18 protein-coding genes are annotated in these 21,000 nt (G+C 49.3%); 11 read left to right on the top strand and 7 right to left on the bottom strand.

From position 1 onward, the window contains the following. Window positions 1–108: 108 nt before the first annotated feature. A complete protein-coding gene (gyrA, locus tag NST69_RS31485) occupies window positions 109–2,655 on the bottom strand; it encodes a DNA gyrase subunit A (protein WP_339312196.1) in 2,547 nt (848 codons plus the stop codon). Window positions 2,656–2,950: 295 nt separating this feature from the next. Between gyrA and NST69_RS31480 the strand changes: the two genes are divergently transcribed. Next, on the top strand, window positions 2,951–3,838 hold the full coding sequence (locus NST69_RS31480; RefSeq protein ID WP_339312194.1) for a YheC/YheD family protein: 888 nt from the start codon (window positions 2,951–2,953) through the stop codon (window positions 3,836–3,838). A 98-nt stretch (window positions 3,839–3,936) separates the two neighbouring features. Here the strand turns inward: NST69_RS31480 and gyrB are convergent, their stop codons facing one another. The 6 genes from gyrB to dnaA form a co-directional block, all read right to left on the bottom strand. Then, a complete protein-coding gene (gene gyrB / locus NST69_RS31475) occupies window positions 3,937–5,847 on the bottom strand; it encodes a DNA topoisomerase (ATP-hydrolyzing) subunit B (protein WP_209879303.1) in 1,911 nt (636 codons plus the stop codon). 45 nt (window positions 5,848–5,892) lie between these two features. Further along, window positions 5,893–6,141, bottom strand: coding sequence for an extracellular matrix/biofilm biosynthesis regulator RemA family protein (locus tag NST69_RS31470; RefSeq protein WP_036728071.1), 249 nt, complete (start codon window positions 6,139–6,141; stop codon window positions 5,893–5,895). 16 nt (window positions 6,142–6,157) lie between these two features. Then, entirely contained in the window at window positions 6,158–7,276 is a 1,119-nt protein-coding gene (gene recF / locus NST69_RS31465; protein WP_036728069.1) for a DNA replication/repair protein RecF, read from the bottom strand. 20 nt (window positions 7,277–7,296) lie between these two features. Beyond that, a complete protein-coding gene (gene yaaA, locus NST69_RS31460; protein ID WP_036699885.1) occupies window positions 7,297–7,527 on the bottom strand; it encodes a S4 domain-containing protein YaaA in 231 nt (76 codons plus the stop codon). A 47-nt stretch (window positions 7,528–7,574) separates the two neighbouring features. Continuing rightward, window positions 7,575–8,717, bottom strand: a complete 1,143-nt coding sequence (dnaN, locus tag NST69_RS31455; protein WP_036728067.1) for a DNA polymerase III subunit beta — start codon at window positions 8,715–8,717, stop codon at window positions 7,575–7,577. A 196-nt stretch (window positions 8,718–8,913) separates the two neighbouring features. After that, the gene (gene dnaA / locus NST69_RS31450) at window positions 8,914–10,260 is read right to left on the bottom strand and encodes a chromosomal replication initiator protein DnaA (protein WP_036699882.1); all 1,347 of its coding nucleotides are present in this window, start codon (window positions 10,258–10,260) and stop codon (window positions 8,914–8,916) included. Between the two features lie 759 nt (window positions 10,261–11,019). Here dnaA and rpmH point away from each other — a divergent pair. The 10 genes from rpmH to NST69_RS31400 all read left to right on the top strand — a co-directional run bounded on the left by rpmH (window position 11,020) and on the right by NST69_RS31400 (window position 20,977). Further along, entirely contained in the window at window positions 11,020–11,154 is a 135-nt protein-coding gene (rpmH, locus tag NST69_RS31445; protein WP_039295761.1) for a 50S ribosomal protein L34, read from the top strand. A 481-nt stretch (window positions 11,155–11,635) separates the two neighbouring features. Further along, window positions 11,636–11,986 (top strand): ribonuclease P protein component, encoded by a 351-nt coding sequence (gene rnpA, locus NST69_RS31440; RefSeq protein ID WP_036699878.1) that lies wholly within the window; start codon window positions 11,636–11,638, stop codon window positions 11,984–11,986. 87 nt (window positions 11,987–12,073) lie between these two features. Beyond that, a complete protein-coding gene (locus tag NST69_RS31435) occupies window positions 12,074–13,012 on the top strand; it encodes a YidC/Oxa1 family membrane protein insertase (RefSeq protein WP_036728064.1) in 939 nt (312 codons plus the stop codon). Then, window positions 13,009–13,743, top strand: coding sequence for an RNA-binding cell elongation regulator Jag/EloR (gene jag / locus NST69_RS31430; RefSeq protein WP_036699874.1), 735 nt, complete (start codon window positions 13,009–13,011; stop codon window positions 13,741–13,743). The genes NST69_RS31435 and jag overlap by 4 nt, the downstream gene beginning before the upstream one ends. 84 nt (window positions 13,744–13,827) lie before the next feature. Continuing rightward, entirely contained in the window at window positions 13,828–15,204 is a 1,377-nt protein-coding gene (gene mnmE, locus NST69_RS31425) for a tRNA uridine-5-carboxymethylaminomethyl(34) synthesis GTPase MnmE (RefSeq protein WP_036728062.1), read from the top strand. A 15-nt stretch (window positions 15,205–15,219) separates the two neighbouring features. Further along, window positions 15,220–17,106, top strand: coding sequence for a tRNA uridine-5-carboxymethylaminomethyl(34) synthesis enzyme MnmG (gene mnmG, locus NST69_RS31420; RefSeq protein ID WP_342548042.1), 1,887 nt, complete (start codon window positions 15,220–15,222; stop codon window positions 17,104–17,106). 3 nt (window positions 17,107–17,109) lie between these two features. Beyond that, on the top strand, window positions 17,110–17,832 hold the full coding sequence (rsmG, locus tag NST69_RS31415; RefSeq protein ID WP_342548041.1) for a 16S rRNA (guanine(527)-N(7))-methyltransferase RsmG: 723 nt from the start codon (window positions 17,110–17,112) through the stop codon (window positions 17,830–17,832). A gap of 518 nt (window positions 17,833–18,350) precedes the next feature. Continuing rightward, on the top strand, window positions 18,351–19,166 hold the full coding sequence (noc, locus tag NST69_RS31410; RefSeq protein WP_036728058.1) for a nucleoid occlusion protein: 816 nt from the start codon (window positions 18,351–18,353) through the stop codon (window positions 19,164–19,166). Window positions 19,167–19,380: 214 nt separating this feature from the next. Further along, window positions 19,381–20,142, top strand: coding sequence for an AAA family ATPase (locus tag NST69_RS31405; protein ID WP_036728056.1), 762 nt, complete (start codon window positions 19,381–19,383; stop codon window positions 20,140–20,142). Further along, on the top strand, window positions 20,135–20,977 hold the full coding sequence (locus tag NST69_RS31400) for a ParB/RepB/Spo0J family partition protein (RefSeq protein WP_036728055.1): 843 nt from the start codon (window positions 20,135–20,137) through the stop codon (window positions 20,975–20,977). The genes NST69_RS31405 and NST69_RS31400 overlap by 8 nt, the downstream gene beginning before the upstream one ends. The last annotated feature ends 23 nt before the right edge of the window (window positions 20,978–21,000 follow it).

Here is a 21,000-nt window from a genome sequence, read left to right as displayed (position 1 = left end):
GAACCCGGGAAGCGGCTAGATAGAGAATTCCCCGTCCATCAGTTGATAGGATATAAAAAAAAGAGCATGGATTTCTATACATCAGAAACCCATGCTCTTCTGCAATCCTTATTCGAGGCTGTCGTCTTCGTTCACGGCATCCGCTTCAGGCTGGCTAGCTTCAATATCGCCGTCGCCTTCCACAGGAGCTCCTTGAATGTCTTCGCCATCCTCATGCTCAGACAGCTCTTCATCCTCTTTGTCCGCTCTGCACAGTGTAGCTACAGCATCATCCTCACGGATATTAATCAGCTTAACGCCCTGCGCATAACGGCCCATGGTGGATATTCCGTCCATGCTGGTACGGATCAGGGTACCGCTGGTCGTAATAATCATCAGATCCTCGTCCTGCTTGACGACCTTCAGCCCGACAACCGGCCCGTTCTTATCCGTAAGGTTAATGGTCTTGATGCCTTTACCGCCGCGGGTCTGGGACCGGTAGTCAGCAGCAGGTGTCCGCTTACCATAGCCCTTGGTGGTTACGATCAGCACCTCAAGCTCCTGGTCTACGCAGTCCATGCCAATAACATGGTCATTGGAATCAAGCGTGATTCCCTTAACCCCGGTAGCGCTGCGGCCCATGGAACGCACATCATTCTCCGAGAAGGTAATCGACATTCCGCGTGCAGTACCGATAATCAGATTCTGCTCACCGTCTGTCAGCTTCACCTCAATCAGTGAATCCTCCTCACGGAGATTGATTGCAATCAAACCACCCTTACGGATGTTGTTGTAATCTTCCAGAGGCGTCTTCTTCACAATTCCCTCGCGGGTCGCGAAGAACAGGTACTTGTCACTGTCCGCTTCCTCTACCTGGATGACCGCGCTGATCTTCTCGCCCTGCTCAATTTGAATCAGGTTGATAATCGGCGTTCCCCGGGCAGTCCGTCCAAGCTCCGGAATCTCATAAGCCTTAATCCGGTACACCTTACCCTTATCAGTGAAGAACATCAGGTAGTTATGGGAGTTACTCACGAAGAGATGCTCCACAAAGTCCTGGTCCTTGGTGTCCATCCCGATGACACCGCGTCCGCCGCGCTTCTGGCTGCGGTAGGTGTTGACCGGAAGACGTTTGATGTAACCGGTGTGGGTAATCGTGATAACAACCTCTTCACGCGGAATCAGATCCTCGTCAAGGATGCTTTCTTCCCCAACCGTAATTTCTGTACGGCGGTCATCGGAGTACTTATCCCGGATCTCCTGCAGCTCATTGCTGATAATATCCAGCACAAGATGCTCATTGGCCAGAATCTCACGGTATTCGGCAATTTTGGCCAAAAGCTCGTTATATTCGTTCTCGATCTTCTCGCGTTCCAGACCGGTCAGGCGCTGCATCCGCATATCGAGGATCGCCTGGGCCTGCTCTACGCTTAGACTGAAAGTCTCCATCAGACCTTCCCGGGCAATATCGGTAGTGCGTGAGGCGCGGATCAGGGCAATGACCTCATCCAGATGGTCCAGGGCAATACGCAGACCTTCCAGAATATGCGCCCGTGCTTCCGCCTTCTTAAGGTCGAAGATCGTCCGGCGGCGGATGACTTCGATCTGATGCTGCAGATAGTGATACAGCACATCGCGCAGATTCAGAATCTTGGGTTCATTGTTGACAATAGCCAGCATGTTGATCCCGAAGGTGGACTGCATAGAAGTATGCTTGTAGAGATTGTTGAGTACCACACTCGGATTCACATCCCGTCTCATTTCAACCACTACGCGCATTCCGTTACGGTCAGACTCATCACGCAGATCTGTTATGCCCTCGATGCGCTTCTCACGCACCAGCTCCGCAATCTTCTCCACGAGCCGGGCTTTGTTGACCTGGTAAGGAAGCTCATGCACAATAATCCGGGCCTTGCCGTTATTCTCTTCAATGACCGCTTTGGCACGCATGGTAACCGATCCGCGTCCAGTGCGGTAGGCCTGACGGATGCCTTCACGGCCCAGAATATATCCGGCCGTCGGGAAATCCGGGCCTTGAATATATTCCATAAGCTCCATAGGCGTAATATCAGGATTCTTAATCATCGCCTGCACACCGTCAATAACCTCACCGAGGTTATGTGGAGGAATGTTGGTTGCCATCCCCACCGCAATCCCGCCTACACCATTGACCAGCAGATTGGGATAACGCGCCGGCAAGACTACAGGCTCGTTCTCTTCACCGTCATAGTTGGGCGCGAAGTCAACGGTCTCCTTGTTCAGGTCACGTAGCATTTCTCCGGCAATTTTGGACAAACGTGCTTCTGTATAACGCATTGCAGCCGCCATGTCTCCGTCTATGGAACCGAAGTTACCATGACCGTCTACAAGCATATAGCGCATGGAGAAGTCCTGTGCCATACGTACCATTGTTTCATAGACTGCAGAGTCACCGTGCGGGTGATACTTACCGATAACCTCACCGACGATTCTCGCTGACTTCTTATGTGGCTTATCCGAGGACATACCAAGTTCCGACATCGCAAACAAAATGCGTCGGTGAACAGGCTTAAGTCCATCCCGCACATCCGGCAAAGCCCGGCTTACAATGATGCTCATTGCGTAATCCATAAAGGATTCGCGCATTTCCACGCCAATGTCCCGATCTTTGACTTGCGGGTTATTTTGTTCAGCCATGAGTTGGTGGACCTCCTTCAGTTAAAAACCGCTACCCTATATTATATTACTTTCACAAAACCAGCACAATTAAACATGATAGCCTGTTATCGTCTATATTGATTTTCTTTTAGTACGGATAAGGGTATACGCCCTCTCCGCTGCTGTCTTCAGTACATAGACTGTAGAGACAAGAGAATTGGCTTCATGCCCATGTTTTCGTCCCAAAAAGCATAATCTCATATCCTTATATTATAACATTATTTTGCTTTCTTGTCCTGAAAATTCGCTATGCGTAAAGAAACGGAGGCAGAACATGAAGATTCAACGCGTGTCCAGCAAATGGGCAAAAACGAAAGTCATTCTGCAAAACCGTCAGCTCTCGGTCTATATTCCGGAAACGCGCAAATACGGCCTGGAGGATCTGAAAGAAATGCTGCATCTGCATGGCACGGTATATATAAAGCCCGACCGCGGCACCTATGGCAGCGGAGTGATGAGAGCCGAGCAGAGGGTTGTACACTTAAGTCCCAGCGGGCAGCAGCCGGAGAACCGTGAACCGGAGACAGCAGCTGCAGGCATTGAAGCAGAAGTACCGGCAGAGCCGAAGCTGATGTATATTCTAAGGTATGCGAAGGACGCCGAGGTCTTTAATAGCCCTGAAGAGCTTCATGCCGCACTGGTGCCCCGGATTAAAGACCGCAGCTATCTGGTCCAGCAGGGCATTGATCTGCTGCAGCATCAGGAGCGCCCCTTCGACCTGCGGGTGCTTACCCAAAAGAATCCCCAGGGCAGCTGGGAGACTACAGGCATGCTTGGCCGGGTCGCCGCACCGCAGAAGGTGATCACGAATTATCACAGCGGGGGCAGTGTTTTTCCGGTAGGTGCCCTGTTCAAGGAGCATATGACCTCTGACGAAATGTCTGCAACTACCCAGCAGCTCAAATCGCTGGGCGTCCGAATCGGCGCGCAGCTCGAAACGGCTTATCCAGGCCTTAAGGAGCTGGGGCTTGATGTCGCCATAGACCAGCATCACGATCTATGGCTGCTTGAAGTAAACACCTTACCCTCCATCATTGTCTTCAAATTGTTCCCGAACAAAGCAATTTACCGCAAAATCCACCGTTACGCTGTGGCCTATGGACGGTTGAAGCCTAACCGGAAGTCCGTGACCAGCCGCCGCAAGCGAATATCGAACTTATAGCTCTATGTATTCAAACGGCAGACTATATACCCTCTGTATTACTAAAAAACCTCCGGCTTCATCCGCAAGGGATAATCCGGAGGTTCGCTATGTGCGGCTTAAATATCCAGGTTCTTAACCGATTGCGCATGCTCCTGAATGAATTCACGGCGCGGTTCGACATTGTCACCCATCAGGGTATCAAAGATGCTGTCCGCCAGCATGGCATCCTCAATGGTCACCTGCAGCATGGTACGGCTCTCAGGGTCCATCGTCGTGTCCCACAGCTGAGCGGCGTTCATCTCACCCAGACCTTTGTAGCGCTGAACATTAACCTTCACGTTCTCACCGAAGGCAGCAATGATCTCATCGCGCTCCTTCTCGGTCTGTGCATAGCGCACAACCTTGTTGCGCTCGATCTTGAAGAGCGGCGGCTGGGCGATATAGATATACCCTGCGTCAACAATCTTCCGCATGTAGCGGTAGAAGAAGGTCAGCAGTAGTGTTCGGATATGGGCGCCGTCGACGTCCGCATCCGTCATAATGACAACCTTGTGGTAACGCGCCTTCGAGAGGTCGAAATCATCGCTAATCCCGGTTCCGAGTGCGGTGATAATCGCCCGGATTTCCGCATTGGACAAGATCCGGTCCAGCCGGGCCTTCTCGACGTTCAGAATCTTACCGCGCAGCGGCAGGATCGCCTGAAAATGACGGTCCCGGCCTTGCTTGGCTGATCCACCCGCCGAGTCACCTTCGACGATGTACAGCTCACTGATCGACGCATCCTTGGAGGAGCAGTCCGCCAGCTTACCCGGCAGGGCGCTGACTTCAAGCGCACTTTTGCGGCGGGTCAGCTCACGGGCCTTTTTGGCCGCTTCACGGGCACGGGAAGCCTGCAATGACTTCTCCAGCACCTTGCGTGAGACGGCAGGATTCTCTTCCAGGAACTCCTGCAGCTTCTCGCCGAACAGTGATTCTACAATCCCGCGGACTTCACTGTTGCCGAGCTTGGTCTTGGTTTGGCCTTCGAACTGCGGCTCAGGGATTTTGACGGAAATAATCGCCGTCAGACCTTCACGGACATCATCACCGGTCAGATTCTGGCTGCTATCCTTGATCACACCGGCCTTGCGTGCGTAATCATTAATGATCCGCGTCAAAGCGCTCTTGAAGCCGGATTCATGCGTTCCGCCCTCGTGGGTATTGATATTGTTGGCGAATGAATAGATATTCTCTGTATATGAATCGTTATATTGGAGAGCTACTTCAACCGCGATCATATCCCGTGAGCCTTCCACGTAGATCGGATCCTCATGAAGAGCTTCTTTTTTCTCGTTAAGGTATTTCACATACTCCACAATACCGCCTTCATACTTGAACGTATTGTTGACTCCGGTCCGTTCATCCAGCAGTGACAGCTCAATGCCCTTGTTCAGGAAGGCCAGCTCTCGGATACGGGTAAGGAGCGTGGAGTATTCAAAAGTAGTGGTTTCGGTAAAAATATCCGGGTCCGGGTGGAAGGTGGTGGTGGTCCCCGTCTCCTCTGTATCCCCGATCACTCTGATGTCATATTGCGGCACGCCGCGGTTGTACTCCTGCTGATAGACATGCCCGTCACGCTTGACGGTCACTACTACCTTCTCGGACAAAGCGTTAACCACAGAGATCCCCACGCCGTGAAGACCGCCGGACACCTTGTAGCCCCCGCCGCCGAACTTACCGCCTGCATGCAGGACAGTCATGACCACTTCAAGCGTGGACTTCTTCAGCTTGACGTTCTCACCGACAGGAATTCCCCGCCCGTTGTCAATAACAGTCACACTGTTATTCTCAGTAATTATGACTTGAATCCGGTCGCAAAAACCTGCCAGCGCCTCATCGATACTATTATCGACAACTTCCCAGACCAAATGATGCAGACCTTTTGAGCTGGTGGAGCCAATGTACATGCCGGGACGTTTCCGAACTGCTTCCAGCCCTTCCAGTACCTGAATCTGGCTCTCATCATATGTCGGTTGATTCATTGACATGCCTTCACCTACTTCTTTCAGATTATCTCTTGTAACTTACGAAACCTATATTTCTAACAAGATCTTGGCTCTTTTTTTGAGAGTGGAGGAGGAGATCGGGGAGTAGTAGACAGTATTCCTGGTCACGACAATAGACTTCGCTTCCTCTTCACCAATGCGTTCCAGCTTCTTATCCTGCTGGGAATGAGTCATAAACTGCTTCGATACCTTGGAGGACTTCTCAATCGATATATCAAATATAGCAATCAGCTCTGAGGATCGAATAATTTTTTCTCCGCCCAAATGAATATACATGGTCTTCCTCCGCTCTTTATAACCCCACTTTGCCGCCATGAACATGATACAGGATTGCACCCTTTAGTTTATCAGCGTTCAGTCCCTCAACACCGGTGGCAGTGATGAAGGTCTGCACCTTGCTCTGAAAGGTTTCGATAAGCTGGGTCTGACGATAGGGATCAAGTTCGGACAAAACATCATCAAGAAGCAGCACAGGGTATTCTCCGATCTCCTCATGGATCAGTTCAATTTCCGCCAGCTTGAGCGATAAAGCTGCCGTACGTTGCTGCCCTTGGGAACCGTAGACCTGAGCTTCTCTTCCGTTGATAAAAAAGGACAGGTCATCCCGATGGGGACCCGTCAGCGTCATGCCGCGCCTGATTTCCTGATCTCTTGTTTGTGATAACTTTAACATAAATTTGTCCAATAAGACAGCTTCATCTTCCTCTTCACGCTCACCAAAGGAGGGGACATAGAGCAGCTTGAGCTCTTCTCCGCCGTTTGTGATGCCCCGGTGGATGCTTTCTGCCCATATCTGCAGCTTCTTTATGAATTGTTTCCTTTTTTTGACGATTTTAACACCATGTTCTACAAGTTGGGCATCCCAGATATCCAGAAGCTCCCGGCCGCCAGCCTCCTTGCCCCATAACTGCTTCAGCAAATTGCCCCGCTGGAGGAGGATTTTCTGGTACTGCTGCAGATGAAACAGGTAGCTCGGCTGAACCTGGCCAATCTCCATGTCAAGGAACCGGCGCCGGATGCCCGGGGTGCCTTTAACAATCTCCAGATCCTCCGGAGCAAACATTACAACGTTCAGCGAGCCTACGAATTCACTGAGCCGCCGTTGCTCCAGTCCGTTAATTCTGGCCTTCTTGCCCTGCGGGGACAGGGTCAGCTCCAGCTTAAGATCCCCGTATTTGCGCTCTACTTCAGCAACAATCTGTGCGGAGCCCGCCGGGGCATCGAAGGAGATCAGCTCCTTGTCCTTGGAGGTCCGGTGGCTTTTTGTCATCGCAAGGACAAACAAAGCCTCCATGAGATTGGTTTTGCCCTGAGCGTTCTGTCCGAGAATGAGATTCACATCGCCCAGATGCTCAAGACGCAGCAGCCCATAGTTGCGGTAATCCTGCAGTCCGATATTTTTGACAAACAAGAGCCTGTTCCTCCTTAGGGTTACTCCTCCTTGACGCCGCCGCCCTCAACTTCAAAGACGCCGTTATCCTGTACCTCGATTGTATCACCCGGGTAGAGCTTCCGGCCACGCCGTTCTTCCACCTCACCGTTCACCTGCACATGCCCTTCCTGCAGCAGTGCCTTAGCCATCCCCCCTGTGGATACACAATCGGAGAGCTTCAGGAACTGGTCGAGCTTAATATATCCACTGTGGATAACTATTTTTTTCATGTTTTTGATCCTCTCAGCCACTTATCCACATGTTCATGAACAGGGCGTTAATTAGTTGTCCGGTACGGCAGAATCACATACAGGCTGCGGCTCTCATCGAGCGGTCTGAGAATAATCGGGCTCATCATGCCGGTGAAGGCGATCACGAGCTGCTCACTCTCCACCACCTTTAGCACATCGAGCATATATTTGGAGTTGAAGGAGATACGCAGCGGCTCGCCTTTGAAATCGATAACTTCCAGCTCTTCACGGACCTTCCCCAGTTCGGAGGAGCTGGAAGAGATCTCTACATCACCGTTTTCCAGGGTCTGCATCCGGACGATGTTCGTTTTCTCTTCGCGGGACAGCAAATAAGCACGGTCAATCGATTCGCTTAATTTTTTTGTGTCCAAAGTTAGTTCTGTTTTGTAGGTGGTTGGAATAATTCTAGAAGTATCCGGATAAATGCCATCCAGAATCCGCGAATAGAACAGCACTTTGTCGATTTTGAACAGCACCTGGTTATCGGCGACGACAATATCCACCAGCATATTCTGATCAGGGATAATTTTGCTCAGCTCGTTCAGCGTTTTGCCAGCAATGACAATATTCGCGAACTGGATATTCTCTGTGCCTTCCAGGTGTGCAGCTCTGGTTGCGAGCCGGTGGCGGTCGGTAGCCGTGAACTTGAATTCATTGTCGGCCAGATTCCACAGAATGCCTGTCAGGATCGGTGTGGTCTCTTGGGTGGAGATGGAGAAGGCAGTCTGCTTGATCATATTCTTCAGCAAATCACCGGGCATGGAGATGGTTTCATTCTCTTCAATGCTTGGCAGAACAGGGAATTCTTCAGGATCGAGGCCCACAATCTGAATCTCCGTAGAGCCGGAGGAGATGTAGGTCTGGAAGCCTTCCTTGACTTCCATGTGAATTTCTTTGGAGGGAAGCTTCTTGATAATCTCTACGAAAAATTTGGCGGGAAGCACTACGCTGCCCGGCTGCTCTACCTTGACGATCGTCTGGCTGTCATTCTCGGCAGGGATGAAGGACTGAATGGAAATATCCGTATCACTTGCAGTCAGTGTAACGCCCTGATGGCTAACCTCAAACTTAATACCGGTCAGAATAGGGATAGTTGTTCTGCTGGAGATTGCCTTGGAGACATGGCCGATGGATTCGTTAAGCTCGTTTTTGAGAATGCTGATTTTCATGATTTCACTCCTAGCTGAAAAATTGGGAAATGGGTGTACGTAAATGCTCTTTGAAACCTGCTCTTAGAAGATGAATTATTATAGTTATTTAATAGTATTAGTAGTAGGGGCTCCGTTTATGTGGATAAGTGGCTAAACAGCATAAAATTAAGCCTACCCACATGTGTATAGATTGTGTATAGGCTCTTTGTTCCTCTTAGGAAGGATTTTTAATTTTCTCCGAAAGATTATTTACCACTTTATAGAGCTCCTGGTCCACCTTTAATTGCTGCGTAATCTTCTCATGGGCATGGATAACGGTCGTATGATCGCGTCCTCCGAAGGCCTCGCCGATCTTAGGAAGCGAATAATCCGTCAGCTCGCGGGAGAGATACATGGCAATCTGCCTTGGAAAAGCCACAGCCTTCGTGCGTTTCCGCGCTTTGAAGTCCTCCATGCGCAAATTGTAGTATTCACCGACTTTTTGCTGAATATCGTTAATGGTGATCATCTTCGGACGGCTCGAAGGGATGATATCCTTCAGCGCTTCGGCTGCCAGATGTGTCGTCACATCCTGGTTCGTCAGGGAAGAATAAGCCACTACACGGATCAGCGCGCCTTCAAGCTCCCGGATATTCGTGTCGATCTGGTTGGCAATGTACATCATGGCTTCGTTCGGGATATCCAGGTTCTCCGCCTTGGCCTTCTTGCGTAGAATGGCAATCCGCGTCTCAAGATCGGGGGGCTGGATATCTGTGATCAGTCCCCATTCGAACCGGGAACGCAGCCGTTCTTCCAGAGTAGGAATTTCCTTGGGAGGCCGGTCGCTAGAGATGATAATTTGCTTGCGTTCTTCGTGAAGAGCATTGAACGTATGGAAAAATTCCTCCTGCGTGGACTCCTTGCCGGCCAGGAATTGGATGTCGTCAATCAGCAAAATGTCAACATTGCGGTACTTGTTGCGGAAGCTTTCGCCGCGGTTATCACGGATGGAGTTGATGAATTCATTCGTGAATTTCTCGGAGGAGATGTAAATCACCTTGTTGTTGGGGTTATGCTCCAGCACATAATGGCCGATCGCATGCATAAGGTGAGTCTTTCCGAGACCTACGCCTCCATACAGAAACAGAGGGTTATAGGCTTTGGCCGGCGCTTCGGCTACAGCAAGGGAGGCTGCATGCGCAAAACGGTTGCCTGAGCCGATCACGAATGTGTCGAAGGTGTATTTGGGATTGAGCAAATGTGTCTGTGCCTCTTCGCGCGAAACAACGGGAGTGGGCGCACTTTGCTGAACCACAGGCTCAGAGGGCTTGTTCTCCTCAATGACAAATTTGACTTCCACTTGCTGTCCGGTAACTTCATATACCGTTGCTCCTACCAGTTTGGTATAGCGACTTTCCAGCCATTCTACGGCAAAGGTTGTAGGCGCCGAGATGATAAGAGCCTGGGAATTGAATGTCATGGCCTTGGTGGCCTTGAACCAGGTATCGAAGCTCGGCTTGCTTAGTTTGGTTTGAATAATCGATAATATTTGCTGCCATAATTCGGAAGTATGGCTGTCCACAGACTGTCACTCCTTTAAATCTTCCAAATGTGGCATCAGCCATGAAGTGGAAATGTCGAAGAAAATGGGTTGGCGATTAATCTTATCCCCAGTATGCAACTTCAAGAGACAAAAAAATATGGATAAATTTGAATTGTTCACAACTTTATCCACAGCTTGTTGATAATTTATTGAACAAACAAATCTATTCACATTCAAAAGTAATACTATCATAGCAAAACGCCCCTTATTTTTCAATGAGCGACGCCATTTTATCCACAAATTCAATCACTTGTGTATAATTTTTAGGCACACCACTACATATTGTTGATAATTTGTTTACCGTTCGACAATTTCCGCGACTGCGGCAATTTTTTTATACACAGGTTGTGCTCACCTGTGAGCAAAATCCGCCCGGAATTAATCACAGGTGGATAACTGGACAAGCCTGTGGATTATTTTTTTGGATGTGTTCCTTTGTGGATAAGCGGTTGGGGTTAGGATTAGTGAAGAGGCGGGACACGCTGGGGATAAGATTCCGGATTCCGGCTGGTCCCAAAAAACGGGGGCACAAGTGGAGCAGCCGGAAAAAGAGGGAGAAAGAGACATGGTTGACTTTTGGCGCATTAATGTGTTTAAATATATAAAGGTGTTTTCTGTGAGGATATGTCTCCAAATTAAATTGATAATACTTGTAGATACTGTCCCTACTTTAAGGACGGCTTAGTCCGTTTCTGCTTATATGACAGTAATTATGTTCCTGTAAGGGAGGTGCAATACATGAGACCGACGTTCAGACCAAATGTGAGTAAACGCAAAAAGGTGCATGGTTTCCGCAAAAGAATGAGCACGAAAAACGGCCGCAAAGTGCTGGCAGCCCGCCGCTTGAAAGGCAGAAAAGTTTTGAGTGCGTAAGATAGGCCACTTTGGGACCACTGCTGTGGTCCTTTTTTACGCTTTATTTGCAGAATGCATCAGCTGTTTTTATTTCTCTTCTATATATAGCGCAGAATGGGATGATGCTCAGTGAGCAGAAACCCACGCATTACTTCTGCTGCTGCAACAATAAACGATAGGCTCTGCAGGGGATATTAACGCTACTGCGGGGCTTTTTTTAAAGATATAAGAATTTATAGGTTGCACACGATAACCTATCCTTTCTATTTCTCGCTGAAACGGTACCCTCATTTAAAAGGACGGCGAAGCCGTTTCCACTTGAAGATATAAGAATTCAATTTCACTAGATTGTAGCTTCCACAAGCTGTCTATGTTTGTTGGCAGGGGATCTCCAGGGCCGCCGCAGTAACTGTTTATGGTCTCCCTTGAATGACAATACTAATTAGAAGATGAAATTCCGGAGCCTGGAGCAATTCCGGTATTTGAATAGGAGATTTCCGTGCACAAAAGTTTACGATTACGAAACCGTGCCGACTTCAGCCGCGTATACCGCCATGGGAAGTCATTTGCGAATCATCAGTATGTGGTGTATTGGTTCCCCAGAAGAGAAGTGGAACGATTCCGGGTGGGCATATCCGTCAGCAAGAAGGTCGGGAATGCCGTAGTCCGCAACCGGATGAGAAGGCTGGTCAAGGAGATTGTCCGTCACCACGAGGCGGAAATTGCCGGCAATCTGGATATCGTTTTCATTGTCAGAAAAGGAGCGCTCTCCAAGGATTACGCCGAGCTGGAGAAAAGCGTGCTGCATGTGCTGCGCAAAGCCAAGCTGCTCAAGGCTTTACGCAAGTAAAAGAGCCTGAAGAGGGCTTGTTTATTTGTATCCATAATTATGTTATGATTTACGGTGCAATGGAATGTTTATGAGAGGGGTTTTGAAGTGTCTCTAATGAAGACTAAGCGAGGAAAAATGTTTCTTCTCCTCGGGTTAATGGTTCTAATGATCGCTGTTCTGTCGGGATGCTCTCCGTCTGCGACAACAGTGACGCACACTACGGAGGATTTGAAAAATGGAGGCTTCTGGCAGAGTAATGTTGTCTATTATTTCGCCTTAGCCCTGGATACTTTCGCCAAGTGGTTCAACGGCCAATACGGCTTTGCCGTTCTCGTGATGGTGATTATTGTCCGCACGCTGATTCTCCCGCTTACGATTAAGCAGGTGAAGAGCTCGCGCGCCATGCAGGCGATTCAGCCGGAACTTGAGAAGATTAAGAAGAAATATAAAGATGAGCCCGAAAAGGTACAGCAGGAAACGATGCGGCTGTTCCAGGAGAACAAGGTTAATCCAATGGCGGGCTGTCTGCCGCTGATCGTGCAAATGCCAATCTTTATTGCCCTATACAATTCCATCTACTACAACCCGGATCTCAGATTGCATGACTTCTTGTGGCTGCAGCTTGGCAAGCCCGACCACCTGTTCATTCTGCCGGTTCTCGCTGCCGCAACCACCTTCATTCAGACCCGCATGATGACCAAGATGAACCCGGTCCAACAGCAGGGTCCAATGCAGTTCATGATGATGGTCTATCCGGTTCTGATCTTCATCATGTCCTACAACTTCCCGGCTGCTCTGCCTCTGTACTGGGTATACAGCAATATTTACACCATTGTCCAGAACTACTTCCTGTACCGCAACAATGATAAGCACAAAGCAGCACTTGTTGCTGCCAATGCTACGGCCAATGCAGGAAACAGCAAGGCCAAGGATGTTAACCTGACGAAAAGCAAGAACAGCAACTCTAACGCCCGCAAAGATGTAACTCCTGCTGCTAAAGGAAACGGAAGCAATGGGAAGAAGGGGGTCAAAAAGTCAAAATGAGCAAAGTCGTCGCGACAGGGAAAACCATTGAAGAAGCTGTAGAACGGGGACTTAATCAGCTTGGAGTTCACAAGGACCGGGTAACGGTCAACGTACTTGAACAGCCGTCAAAAGGATTCCTTGGATTGATCGGTGCGAAGGGTGCCAAGGTGGAATTGACCTTGATCCCGGAAGCCGCACCGGCATCAGCGGCGAGTGCTCCGCTACTGTCTCAGCAGACAACAAGAGAGAGCAATACAGAGGCGATCAGCGGTGTACCGCGCCAGGATTCCGGACACCCGGTAGAAGAAGCATACGGTCAGGCCGTTCATTTCATTGTAGATGTCGCCAAGAGCATGGGGCTTGAGGTGGAAGTTGAAATCGTTCATGCCAAGGAATCAACTGTTCTGCAAATTTCCGGTCCGGAGCTTGGGCTGCTGATTGGCAGAAGAGGACAAACTCTCGATGCTTTGCAGTATTTGGCTAATATTGTGGCCAACCGGTATTCTGACAGCTTCATCCGGCTCGTGCTGGATGCGGAGAACTTCCGGGAGCGCCGCAAGAAGACACTGGAGGAGCTGGCTGACCGTCTGGCCGGGCGTGTGGTGAGGACCCGCAAAGAGGTGGTCCTTGAGCCCATGTCCCCGCAGGAACGCAAGATCATCCATTCCAGATTACAGGATCACAAGCAGGTGAACACCCTCAGTAAGGGTGAAGAGCCGAACCGCCGCGTCGTTATAACTTTGAAGTAGAACCATATGCCGCAATGACTCCTTGACCTATGCGAGGAGTCATTGTTTTTTTGAAGAGACCAAAACCAGAGGTGAATTACAAACATGCTTAGTGATACTATTGCCGCTGTATCGACAGCCTTGGGCGAGGGCGGTATTGCCATCATCCGGGTTAGCGGACCGCAGGCAATCCCCCAAGTGGCCCCTTTGTTCAAAAGCCGTATCCCCCTTACGGAAGCTGATTCTCATACGGTGCATTATGGACATATCGTAAGTCTGCAGGACGGGGAACAGCTGGAAGAGGTACTGGTAACCGTCATGAAGGGACCACGCTCCTTTACCACGGAGGATGTGGTGGAGATCAGCGCCCATGGCGGTGTAATCTCTGTAAGAAGAGTAATGGATCTGCTGCTGCAGCAGGACATCCGGCTGGCCGAGCCGGGAGAGTTCACAAAGCGTGCCTTTTTGGGCGGACGGATTGATCTCTCGCAGGCCGAGGCCGTAATTGATCTGATTCGTTCGAAGTCGGACCGGGCCTTCTCGGTTGCCCTCAAGCAGGTTAGCGGCTCGTTATCCGCACGTATTCATGAGCTTCGGCACACGCTAATTGAGACACTGGCCCATATAGAAGTGAATATTGATTACCCCGAGCATGATGTGGAATCCTTAACTGCCGATTTCATCAAGGATAAGAGTCAAGAGGTTATGCAAGGCATAGATAAGCTGCTTCGAACCGCCAATGAAGGAAAGATTCTGCGCGAAGGGATTACGACAGCTATTGTGGGCAGGCCCAATGTCGGGAAGTCCTCACTGCTGAACGCGCTTGCCCGCGACAACAAGGCGATTGTGACCGACATTCCGGGAACAACGCGTGATGTGATAGAAGAGTATGTAACGATTAATAATATCCCGCTGAAGCTGCTGGATACTGCCGGTATCCGTGAGACGATGGATGTGGTGGAGAGAATCGGTGTGGAACGCTCGAAGGCGGCTTTCAGCGATGCGGATCTGATTCTGCTGGTGCTGAATGCCAATGAGGAGCTTCATGAGGATGAACTGGCACTGATGGAACAAATCCACGGTAGACAAGCGCTGGTCATCATGAATAAAATGGACTTACCGTCCCGTCTGGACACGGAGAAGCTGCGCTCCTTTTTCGCTGAAGCGAGTATTGTACCGATGTCGGTGCTGGAAGAGGAAGGACTCGATAGATTGGAAGAGGCGATCTCCGCACTATTCTTCGGAGGCAAGCTGGAATCTGGCGATCTGACTTATGTAAGCAATGTAAGGCATATAGCCTTGCTTAAGAAGGCACATAAATCACTACAGGATGCCTATGAAGCAGCGGAGATGCTGATTCCTATAGATATGATACAGATTGATGTACGTCTAGCCTGGGAGCAGCTCGGGGAGATTATTGGAGATACGGCGGCTGATTCGCTGCTGGACCAGATCTTCTCGCAATTCTGTTTGGGCAAATAAGAAGGAGGAACCGTTATGAATTATGATGGAGGCAGCTATGATGTTATCGTCATCGGCGCCGGTCATGCCGGCTGCGAAGCAGCTCTGGCTGCTGCACGGATGGGCTGCCGCACACTGATGATCACAATTAACCTGGATATGGTGGCCTTCATGCCATGTAATCCATCGATTGGCGGACCCGCCAAGGGCCATGTGGTGCGTGAAATTGATGCACTCGGCGGAGAAATGGGCCGCAATATAGACAAGACCTTCATTCAACTGCGAATGCTTAATACAGGCAAGGGGCCTGCGGTTCATGCTCTGCGTGCACAAGCCGACAAGTTCCTCTATCAGCACGCAATGAAAGAAACGATGGAAAAGACTCCTAACCTGACTCTGCGCCAGGGGATGGTGGAGGAGCTGATCGTCGAAGACGGACGCTGCGCCGGAGTGGTGACGAAGACAGGGACGGTGTATCACAGCAAGACCGTTATTCTGACAACGGGAACCTACCTGCGCGGCAAAGTGATCATGGGTGAGCTGACATATGAGAGCGGACCAAATAATCAGCAGCCGTCCGTACGCCTGTCCGAGAATCTGCGCGAACTGGGGTTCGATTTGGTCCGCTTCAAGACCGGAACGCCGCCGCGTGTCCACAAGGATTCGATTGATTTCTCCAAGACAGAAATCCAGCCGGGCGATGAGAAGCTGAAATTCTTCTCTTTTGAAACCAAATCCTCGGATAATGAGCAGTTGCCTTGCTGGCTGACCTACACCTCCCCGGTTACTCACCAGATCATTAATGACAATCTGCACCGGGCGCCGATGTTCACGGGTATTATTGAAGGAACGGGTCCGCGTTATTGCCCTTCCATTGAAGATAAGGTTGTCCGGTTCAGTGATAAATCACAGCATCAGATCTTCCTGGAGCCGGAAGGTAAAAACACATCGGAATACTATGTACAGGGTCTGTCGACAAGCCTTCCTGAGGATGTGCAGCTGGCGGTCCTGCGGTCTATTCCCGGTATGGAGAAGGTAGAGATGATGCGCAACGGCTATGCCATTGAATATGATGCCATGGTTCCGACGCAGCTCTGGCCGTCACTGGAAACCAAACGTCTGCCGGGACTATTCACTGCGGGACAAATCAACGGTACCTCCGGTTATGAAGAAGCGGCAGGGCAGGGGGTTATTGCCGGTATCAATGCAGCGCGTAAAGTACAGGAGAAAGAGCCGGTCGTGCTGGATCGTTCACAAGGTTATATTGGCGTTCTGATCGATGATCTTGTCACTAAGGGAACGAATGAGCCTTATCGCCTGCTGACTTCCCGTGCGGAATACCGGCTGCTGCTCCGTCATGATAATGCGGATCTCCGCCTGACACCAATCGGTTATGATATTGGGCTGATTACAGAGCAGCGCTATGCAGCCTTCCTTGATAAGAAGGGCCGGGTCGACCGTGAGATTATCCGTCTGCAGGAGACGAAGGTCAAACCGGTTCAAGTGAATGAAGCACTAGCCAGTTATGGATCTGCACCGATTGTTGACGGAAGCAATCTGCTGACCTTAATGCGCCGCCCTGAGCTGGCTTACAGCTTCGTGGATCTGATCTCTCCTTCTCCAGAAGAGCTGGATGAAGAGATGAAGGAGCAGGTGGAGATTCAGATTAAGTATGCCGGCTATATTGAGAAACAGCTTCTGCATGTGGAGAAGCTTCAGAAGATGGAGAAGAAGAAGATTCCAGACGACATCAACTATAATGAGATTCATGGACTGGCAATGGAGGCCCGGCAAAAGCTGACCAAAATCGCTCCAATCTCCATTGGGCAGGCTTCGCGTATCGGAGGCGTTACCCCGGCAGATATCTCGATTCTGCTGGTCTATCTGGAGCACTATAACCGTGTAACAGCGGCGAAAGGATAACCTATGGATACAACGGTAGCTGAGTTCACCGACCTGCTCAAGGAGCATGGCCTGGAACTCTCAATGAAGCAGCTTGAACAATTTGAACTCTATTATCAGGAGCTGGTCTTCTGGAATGAGAAGATGAATCTAACCGGGATCACAGAGCGGAGCCAGGTATATACCAAGCACTTCTATGATTCTTTATCTTTAGCCTTCTACGTGAATATGCAGGAGACGAAGAGTCTTGCTGATATTGGTTCAGGGGCAGGGTTCCCTGGTATTCCGCTAAAAATATGCTTCCCGGATCTTAAGCTGACGATTGTGGATTCACTTAGCAAACGGATCACCTTCCTGCAGCATGTCTGTGATACCCTGGGGTTGAAGGGTGTACAGCTCATTCACGGCCGGGCAGAGGATGTGGCCAGACAGTTTGTTCACCGGGATGCTTATGATGTAGTTACTGCCCGTGCGGTGGCTCGTTTATCGCTTCTGAATGAATTCTGTCTGCCATTCACCCGCAAGGACGGCATCTTCGCTGCCATGAAGGGGAGCGATCCGACGGAGGAACTGCAAGAAGCCAAGCGCAGCTTCAAGGAGCTGCGTGCTGAACTGCACAAGGTAGAATCCTTCAGTCTGCCGGTGGAAGAATCTTCCCGGCATATCATTCTTGTACGTAAGACTGGGGCCACACCGTCCAAGTATCCGCGCAAGCCCGGCGTACCTGCGAAGTCGCCGCTCATCTAATTGTTTCACGTGAAACAACATTTGACAGTCTTCTGTTATAGTGGATCAAGCTCATCTTTAATGAGCTTGGTCTTTTTTTAAATATAAGAATGTATAGGTTTCACGCTATCCATTATCCTTCTATTTCTCGCTGAAACGGTACCGTCCTTTAAAAGGACGGTAAAGCCGTTTCCACTTGTAAGATAAGAATTTATATTTTTTGGGCCCTTACAAAGCACCTGAGTTATCTTCGAAGCCAAAGCCCCACTTTGTGGGGTTATTTTTATGGAAAGCAGGGTCTGTTCAGGCTGCTGTGCAGGAAAAATAGGTCATTATGGAGAATAGGATTATTAGCAGAAAAGTGATAGAATAATATAGTAAGACTTTTAATAGATAAGATCAGAATAAATGCCAGGCCGTCTTTTAAGAGAAGTGGCTTAGAATGACTTAGGGTTACTTTTCTTACGCTGTACGATAAGCTTTTCGCATGAAAGGTTAAGATGATCGTACTATAACGAAATTAGGTGGTTATGAACGGAATGAAAGAACAATTCACCAAGCTTTTTGGATTTACCGAGCGGAGCAGCGGAGAAGAGATCAAACAAATCCCGGTTCATGAGGTCATCAGCAGTCCGTATCAGCCACGGACTATTTTCGATGATGAGAAGATCGACGAGTTGTGTCAGACTATCAAAACTCATGGCGTGATCCAGCCGATCGTTGTGCGTATGCGTGATTCCCAGTATGAGATTATTGCAGGCGAAAGACGCTGGCGGGCAGTTAAAAAGCTGGGCATGGACACCATTCCGGCACTTGTCCGCGAATTCAATGATTCACAGGCTGCATCGATCGCACTGATAGAGAACTTGCAGCGTGAGGGCTTAACCTCTATTGAAGAGGCGATCGCGTATCAGAAGCTGATTGACTTGCATCAATTGACCCAGGAGAGTCTGGCTCAGCGGCTTGGCAAAAGCCAATCCACCATTGCCAACAAAATCCGTTTGCTGAATTTGCCTGAACAGGTCAAAACTGCTTTAATGGAAAGAAAAATCACCGAGCGTCATGCACGCTCGCTCTTGTCGCTGGACACTGAGGAGATGCAGCTTAAGGTTCTGGCTGAGGTTATTTCCAAGGAATTGAATGTAAAACAAACAGAAGCACGTATCGCCTTCTACAAGGCCGTTACCCAGACCAAAAAATCAAAACGGACCTCCTATACTAAAGATGTCCGTCTCGCTCTTAATACAATTCGTCAATCTATAGACATGGTGACCGGCTCAGGAATGGAGATTAAGACCTCCGAGAATGACCGCGGAGATCATTATGAGATTGTGATCCAAATTCCAAAACGATAATGGCAACAAAAGCTGAAGGCGGCCCTGAGGTGTTGGCCGCCTTTTCTATGACTAGCTCCGAACGTTATCACATATACACTCTAAGGATAAGTTGTTGTCTATTTGCTTATTTACCTACATCTCCGCAAACGTGATGCCGTAGATCCAGATTATTATGCCGTTAACAGCTAAGAACTACAAGATGATTCTTTCTAAACAATTCGAGGTGAAATAAGTGTCCAAGATTATTGCCATAGCAAATCAAAAAGGCGGGGTAGGTAAAACAACAACCTCTGTGAACCTGGGTGCCAGCATGGCTACTCTGGGGAAGAGAGTGCTGCTTGTTGATATTGATCCGCAAGGCAACACTACGAGCGGCGTTGGCGTCAACAAAGCGGATGTAGAAAATTGCATTTACGATATTCTTATTAATGAAGTGGATCCGCAGGATACAATACAGGAGACCCGGATTGAGGGCCTTCATATTATTCCGGCAACCATTCAGCTGGCAGGAGCAGAGATCGAGCTGGTCTCCACGATATCGCGGGAACTGAAGCTGAAGAAGGCACTGAATGCAGTGAAGGCGAATTATGATTACATCATCATAGATTGCCCGCCATCATTAGGGATTCTTACCATTAACTCTCTAACGGCTGCTGACTCAGTGATTATCCCTATACAATGCGAATATTATGCGCTTGAAGGATTAAGCCAGCTGCTCAACACTGTAAGACTGGTTCAGAAGAATCTTAATCCGCATCTCAAAATAGAGGGAGTATTGCTCACGATGCTGGATGCCCGGACGAATCTCGGGATTCAGGTTATCGAAGAAGTGAAAAAATATTTCCAGGAAAAGGTATACAGAACGATTATCCCGCGTAATGTACGCCTAAGCGAAGCCCCTTCACATGGACAGTCAATTATTACCTACGATTCCCGTTCCAAGGGAGCGGAAGTATATTTAGAGTTGGCAAAGGAAGTGATCTCTTATGAGTAAGCGTTTGGGGAAAGGCTTGGATGCATTAATACCTTCTCTGTCGATCAATGAAGACGATAAGGTAGTAGAGATTCCGTTGACGCAGCTTAGAGCCAATCCTTATCAGCCGCGCAAGGATTTCAATGAAGAGGCCATTCAGGAGCTTGCAGAATCCATAAGACAGCATGGTGTGATCCAGCCGATCATTGTTCGTAGTGTTTTGAAAGGGTATGAGATTATTGCCGGGGAACGCAGATTCAGGGCCTCGCAATATTGCGGCAAAGCTACAATTCCGGCAGTGGTCCGCAGCCTCAGTGATCAGCAGGTGATGGAGATTGCCCTGATCGAGAACCTACAGCGTGAGAATCTTAACGCGATGGAAATAGCGGTTGCTTATCAAGGACTGATGGATCAATTCTCACTAACTCAGGAAGAGCTTTCTCTTAAAGTCGGAAAGTCCAGATCGCATATCGCCAACTTTTTGCGGCTGCTTAGCTTGCCGGAAGAAGTGAAGGATTATGTTTCACGTGGAACAATTTCGATGGGGCATGCCCGGGCAATTGTGGCTCTGAAAGATCCGGAGGTCATCAAGCAATTGGCTGCCCAGTGTGTGGAGCTTCAGTGGAGTGTTAGAGAACTGGAAGAGGTAGTGAAGAATCTCGACCGCAAACCGGCTAATGGAATTAAGGCCAAGGTTGTGAAACGTGATCCTTATATTGATAATGTAGAGGAAGTATTACGGGAGCGATTCAAGACAACAGTCAAAATTAAACAAGGCAAGGAAAAAGGGAAAATCGAATTAAACTATTACAGTGCCCAAGACCTGGAAAGATTGCTGGAGCTGCTGGGGAACTGATTTGGATATTTGTACCGAAGACA

The organism is Paenibacillus sp. FSL P2-0089, from assembly GCF_038595095.1.
GTDB lineage: Bacteria > Bacillota > Bacilli > Paenibacillales > Paenibacillaceae > Paenibacillus_AQ > Paenibacillus_AQ silagei.
Note: the sequence above shows the minus strand (reverse complement) of the source record. Positions and strands in the feature narration are given on the sequence as shown.

Excerpts from the sequence above, each read along its gene's own strand:
- gyrA (WP_339312196.1), bottom strand. The coding sequence starts at position 2,655 with ATGGCTGAACAAAATAACCCGCAAGTCAAAGATCGGGACATTGGCGTG.
- NST69_RS31480 (WP_339312194.1), top strand. The coding sequence starts at position 2,951 with ATGAAGATTCAACGCGTGTCCAGCAAATGGGCAAAAACGAAAGTCATT.
- gyrB (WP_209879303.1), bottom strand. The coding sequence starts at position 5,847 with ATGTCAATGAATCAACCGACATATGATGAGAGCCAGATTCAGGTACTG.
- NST69_RS31470 (WP_036728071.1), bottom strand. The coding sequence starts at position 6,141 with ATGTATATTCATTTGGGCGGAGAAAAAATTATTCGATCCTCAGAGCTG.
- yaaA (WP_036699885.1), bottom strand. The coding sequence starts at position 7,527 with ATGAAAAAAATAGTTATCCACAGTGGATATATTAAGCTCGACCAGTTC.
- dnaN (WP_036728067.1), bottom strand. The coding sequence starts at position 8,717 with ATGAAAATCAGCATTCTCAAAAACGAGCTTAACGAATCCATCGGCCAT.
- rpmH (WP_039295761.1), top strand. The coding sequence starts at position 11,020 with ATGAGACCGACGTTCAGACCAAATGTGAGTAAACGCAAAAAGGTGCAT.
- jag (WP_036699874.1), top strand. The coding sequence starts at position 13,009 with ATGAGCAAAGTCGTCGCGACAGGGAAAACCATTGAAGAAGCTGTAGAA.
- mnmE (WP_036728062.1), top strand. The coding sequence starts at position 13,828 with ATGCTTAGTGATACTATTGCCGCTGTATCGACAGCCTTGGGCGAGGGC.
- mnmG (WP_342548042.1), top strand. The coding sequence starts at position 15,220 with ATGAATTATGATGGAGGCAGCTATGATGTTATCGTCATCGGCGCCGGT.
- rsmG (WP_342548041.1), top strand. The coding sequence starts at position 17,110 with ATGGATACAACGGTAGCTGAGTTCACCGACCTGCTCAAGGAGCATGGC.
- noc (WP_036728058.1), top strand. The coding sequence starts at position 18,351 with ATGAAAGAACAATTCACCAAGCTTTTTGGATTTACCGAGCGGAGCAGC.
- NST69_RS31400 (WP_036728055.1), top strand. The coding sequence starts at position 20,135 with ATGAGTAAGCGTTTGGGGAAAGGCTTGGATGCATTAATACCTTCTCTG.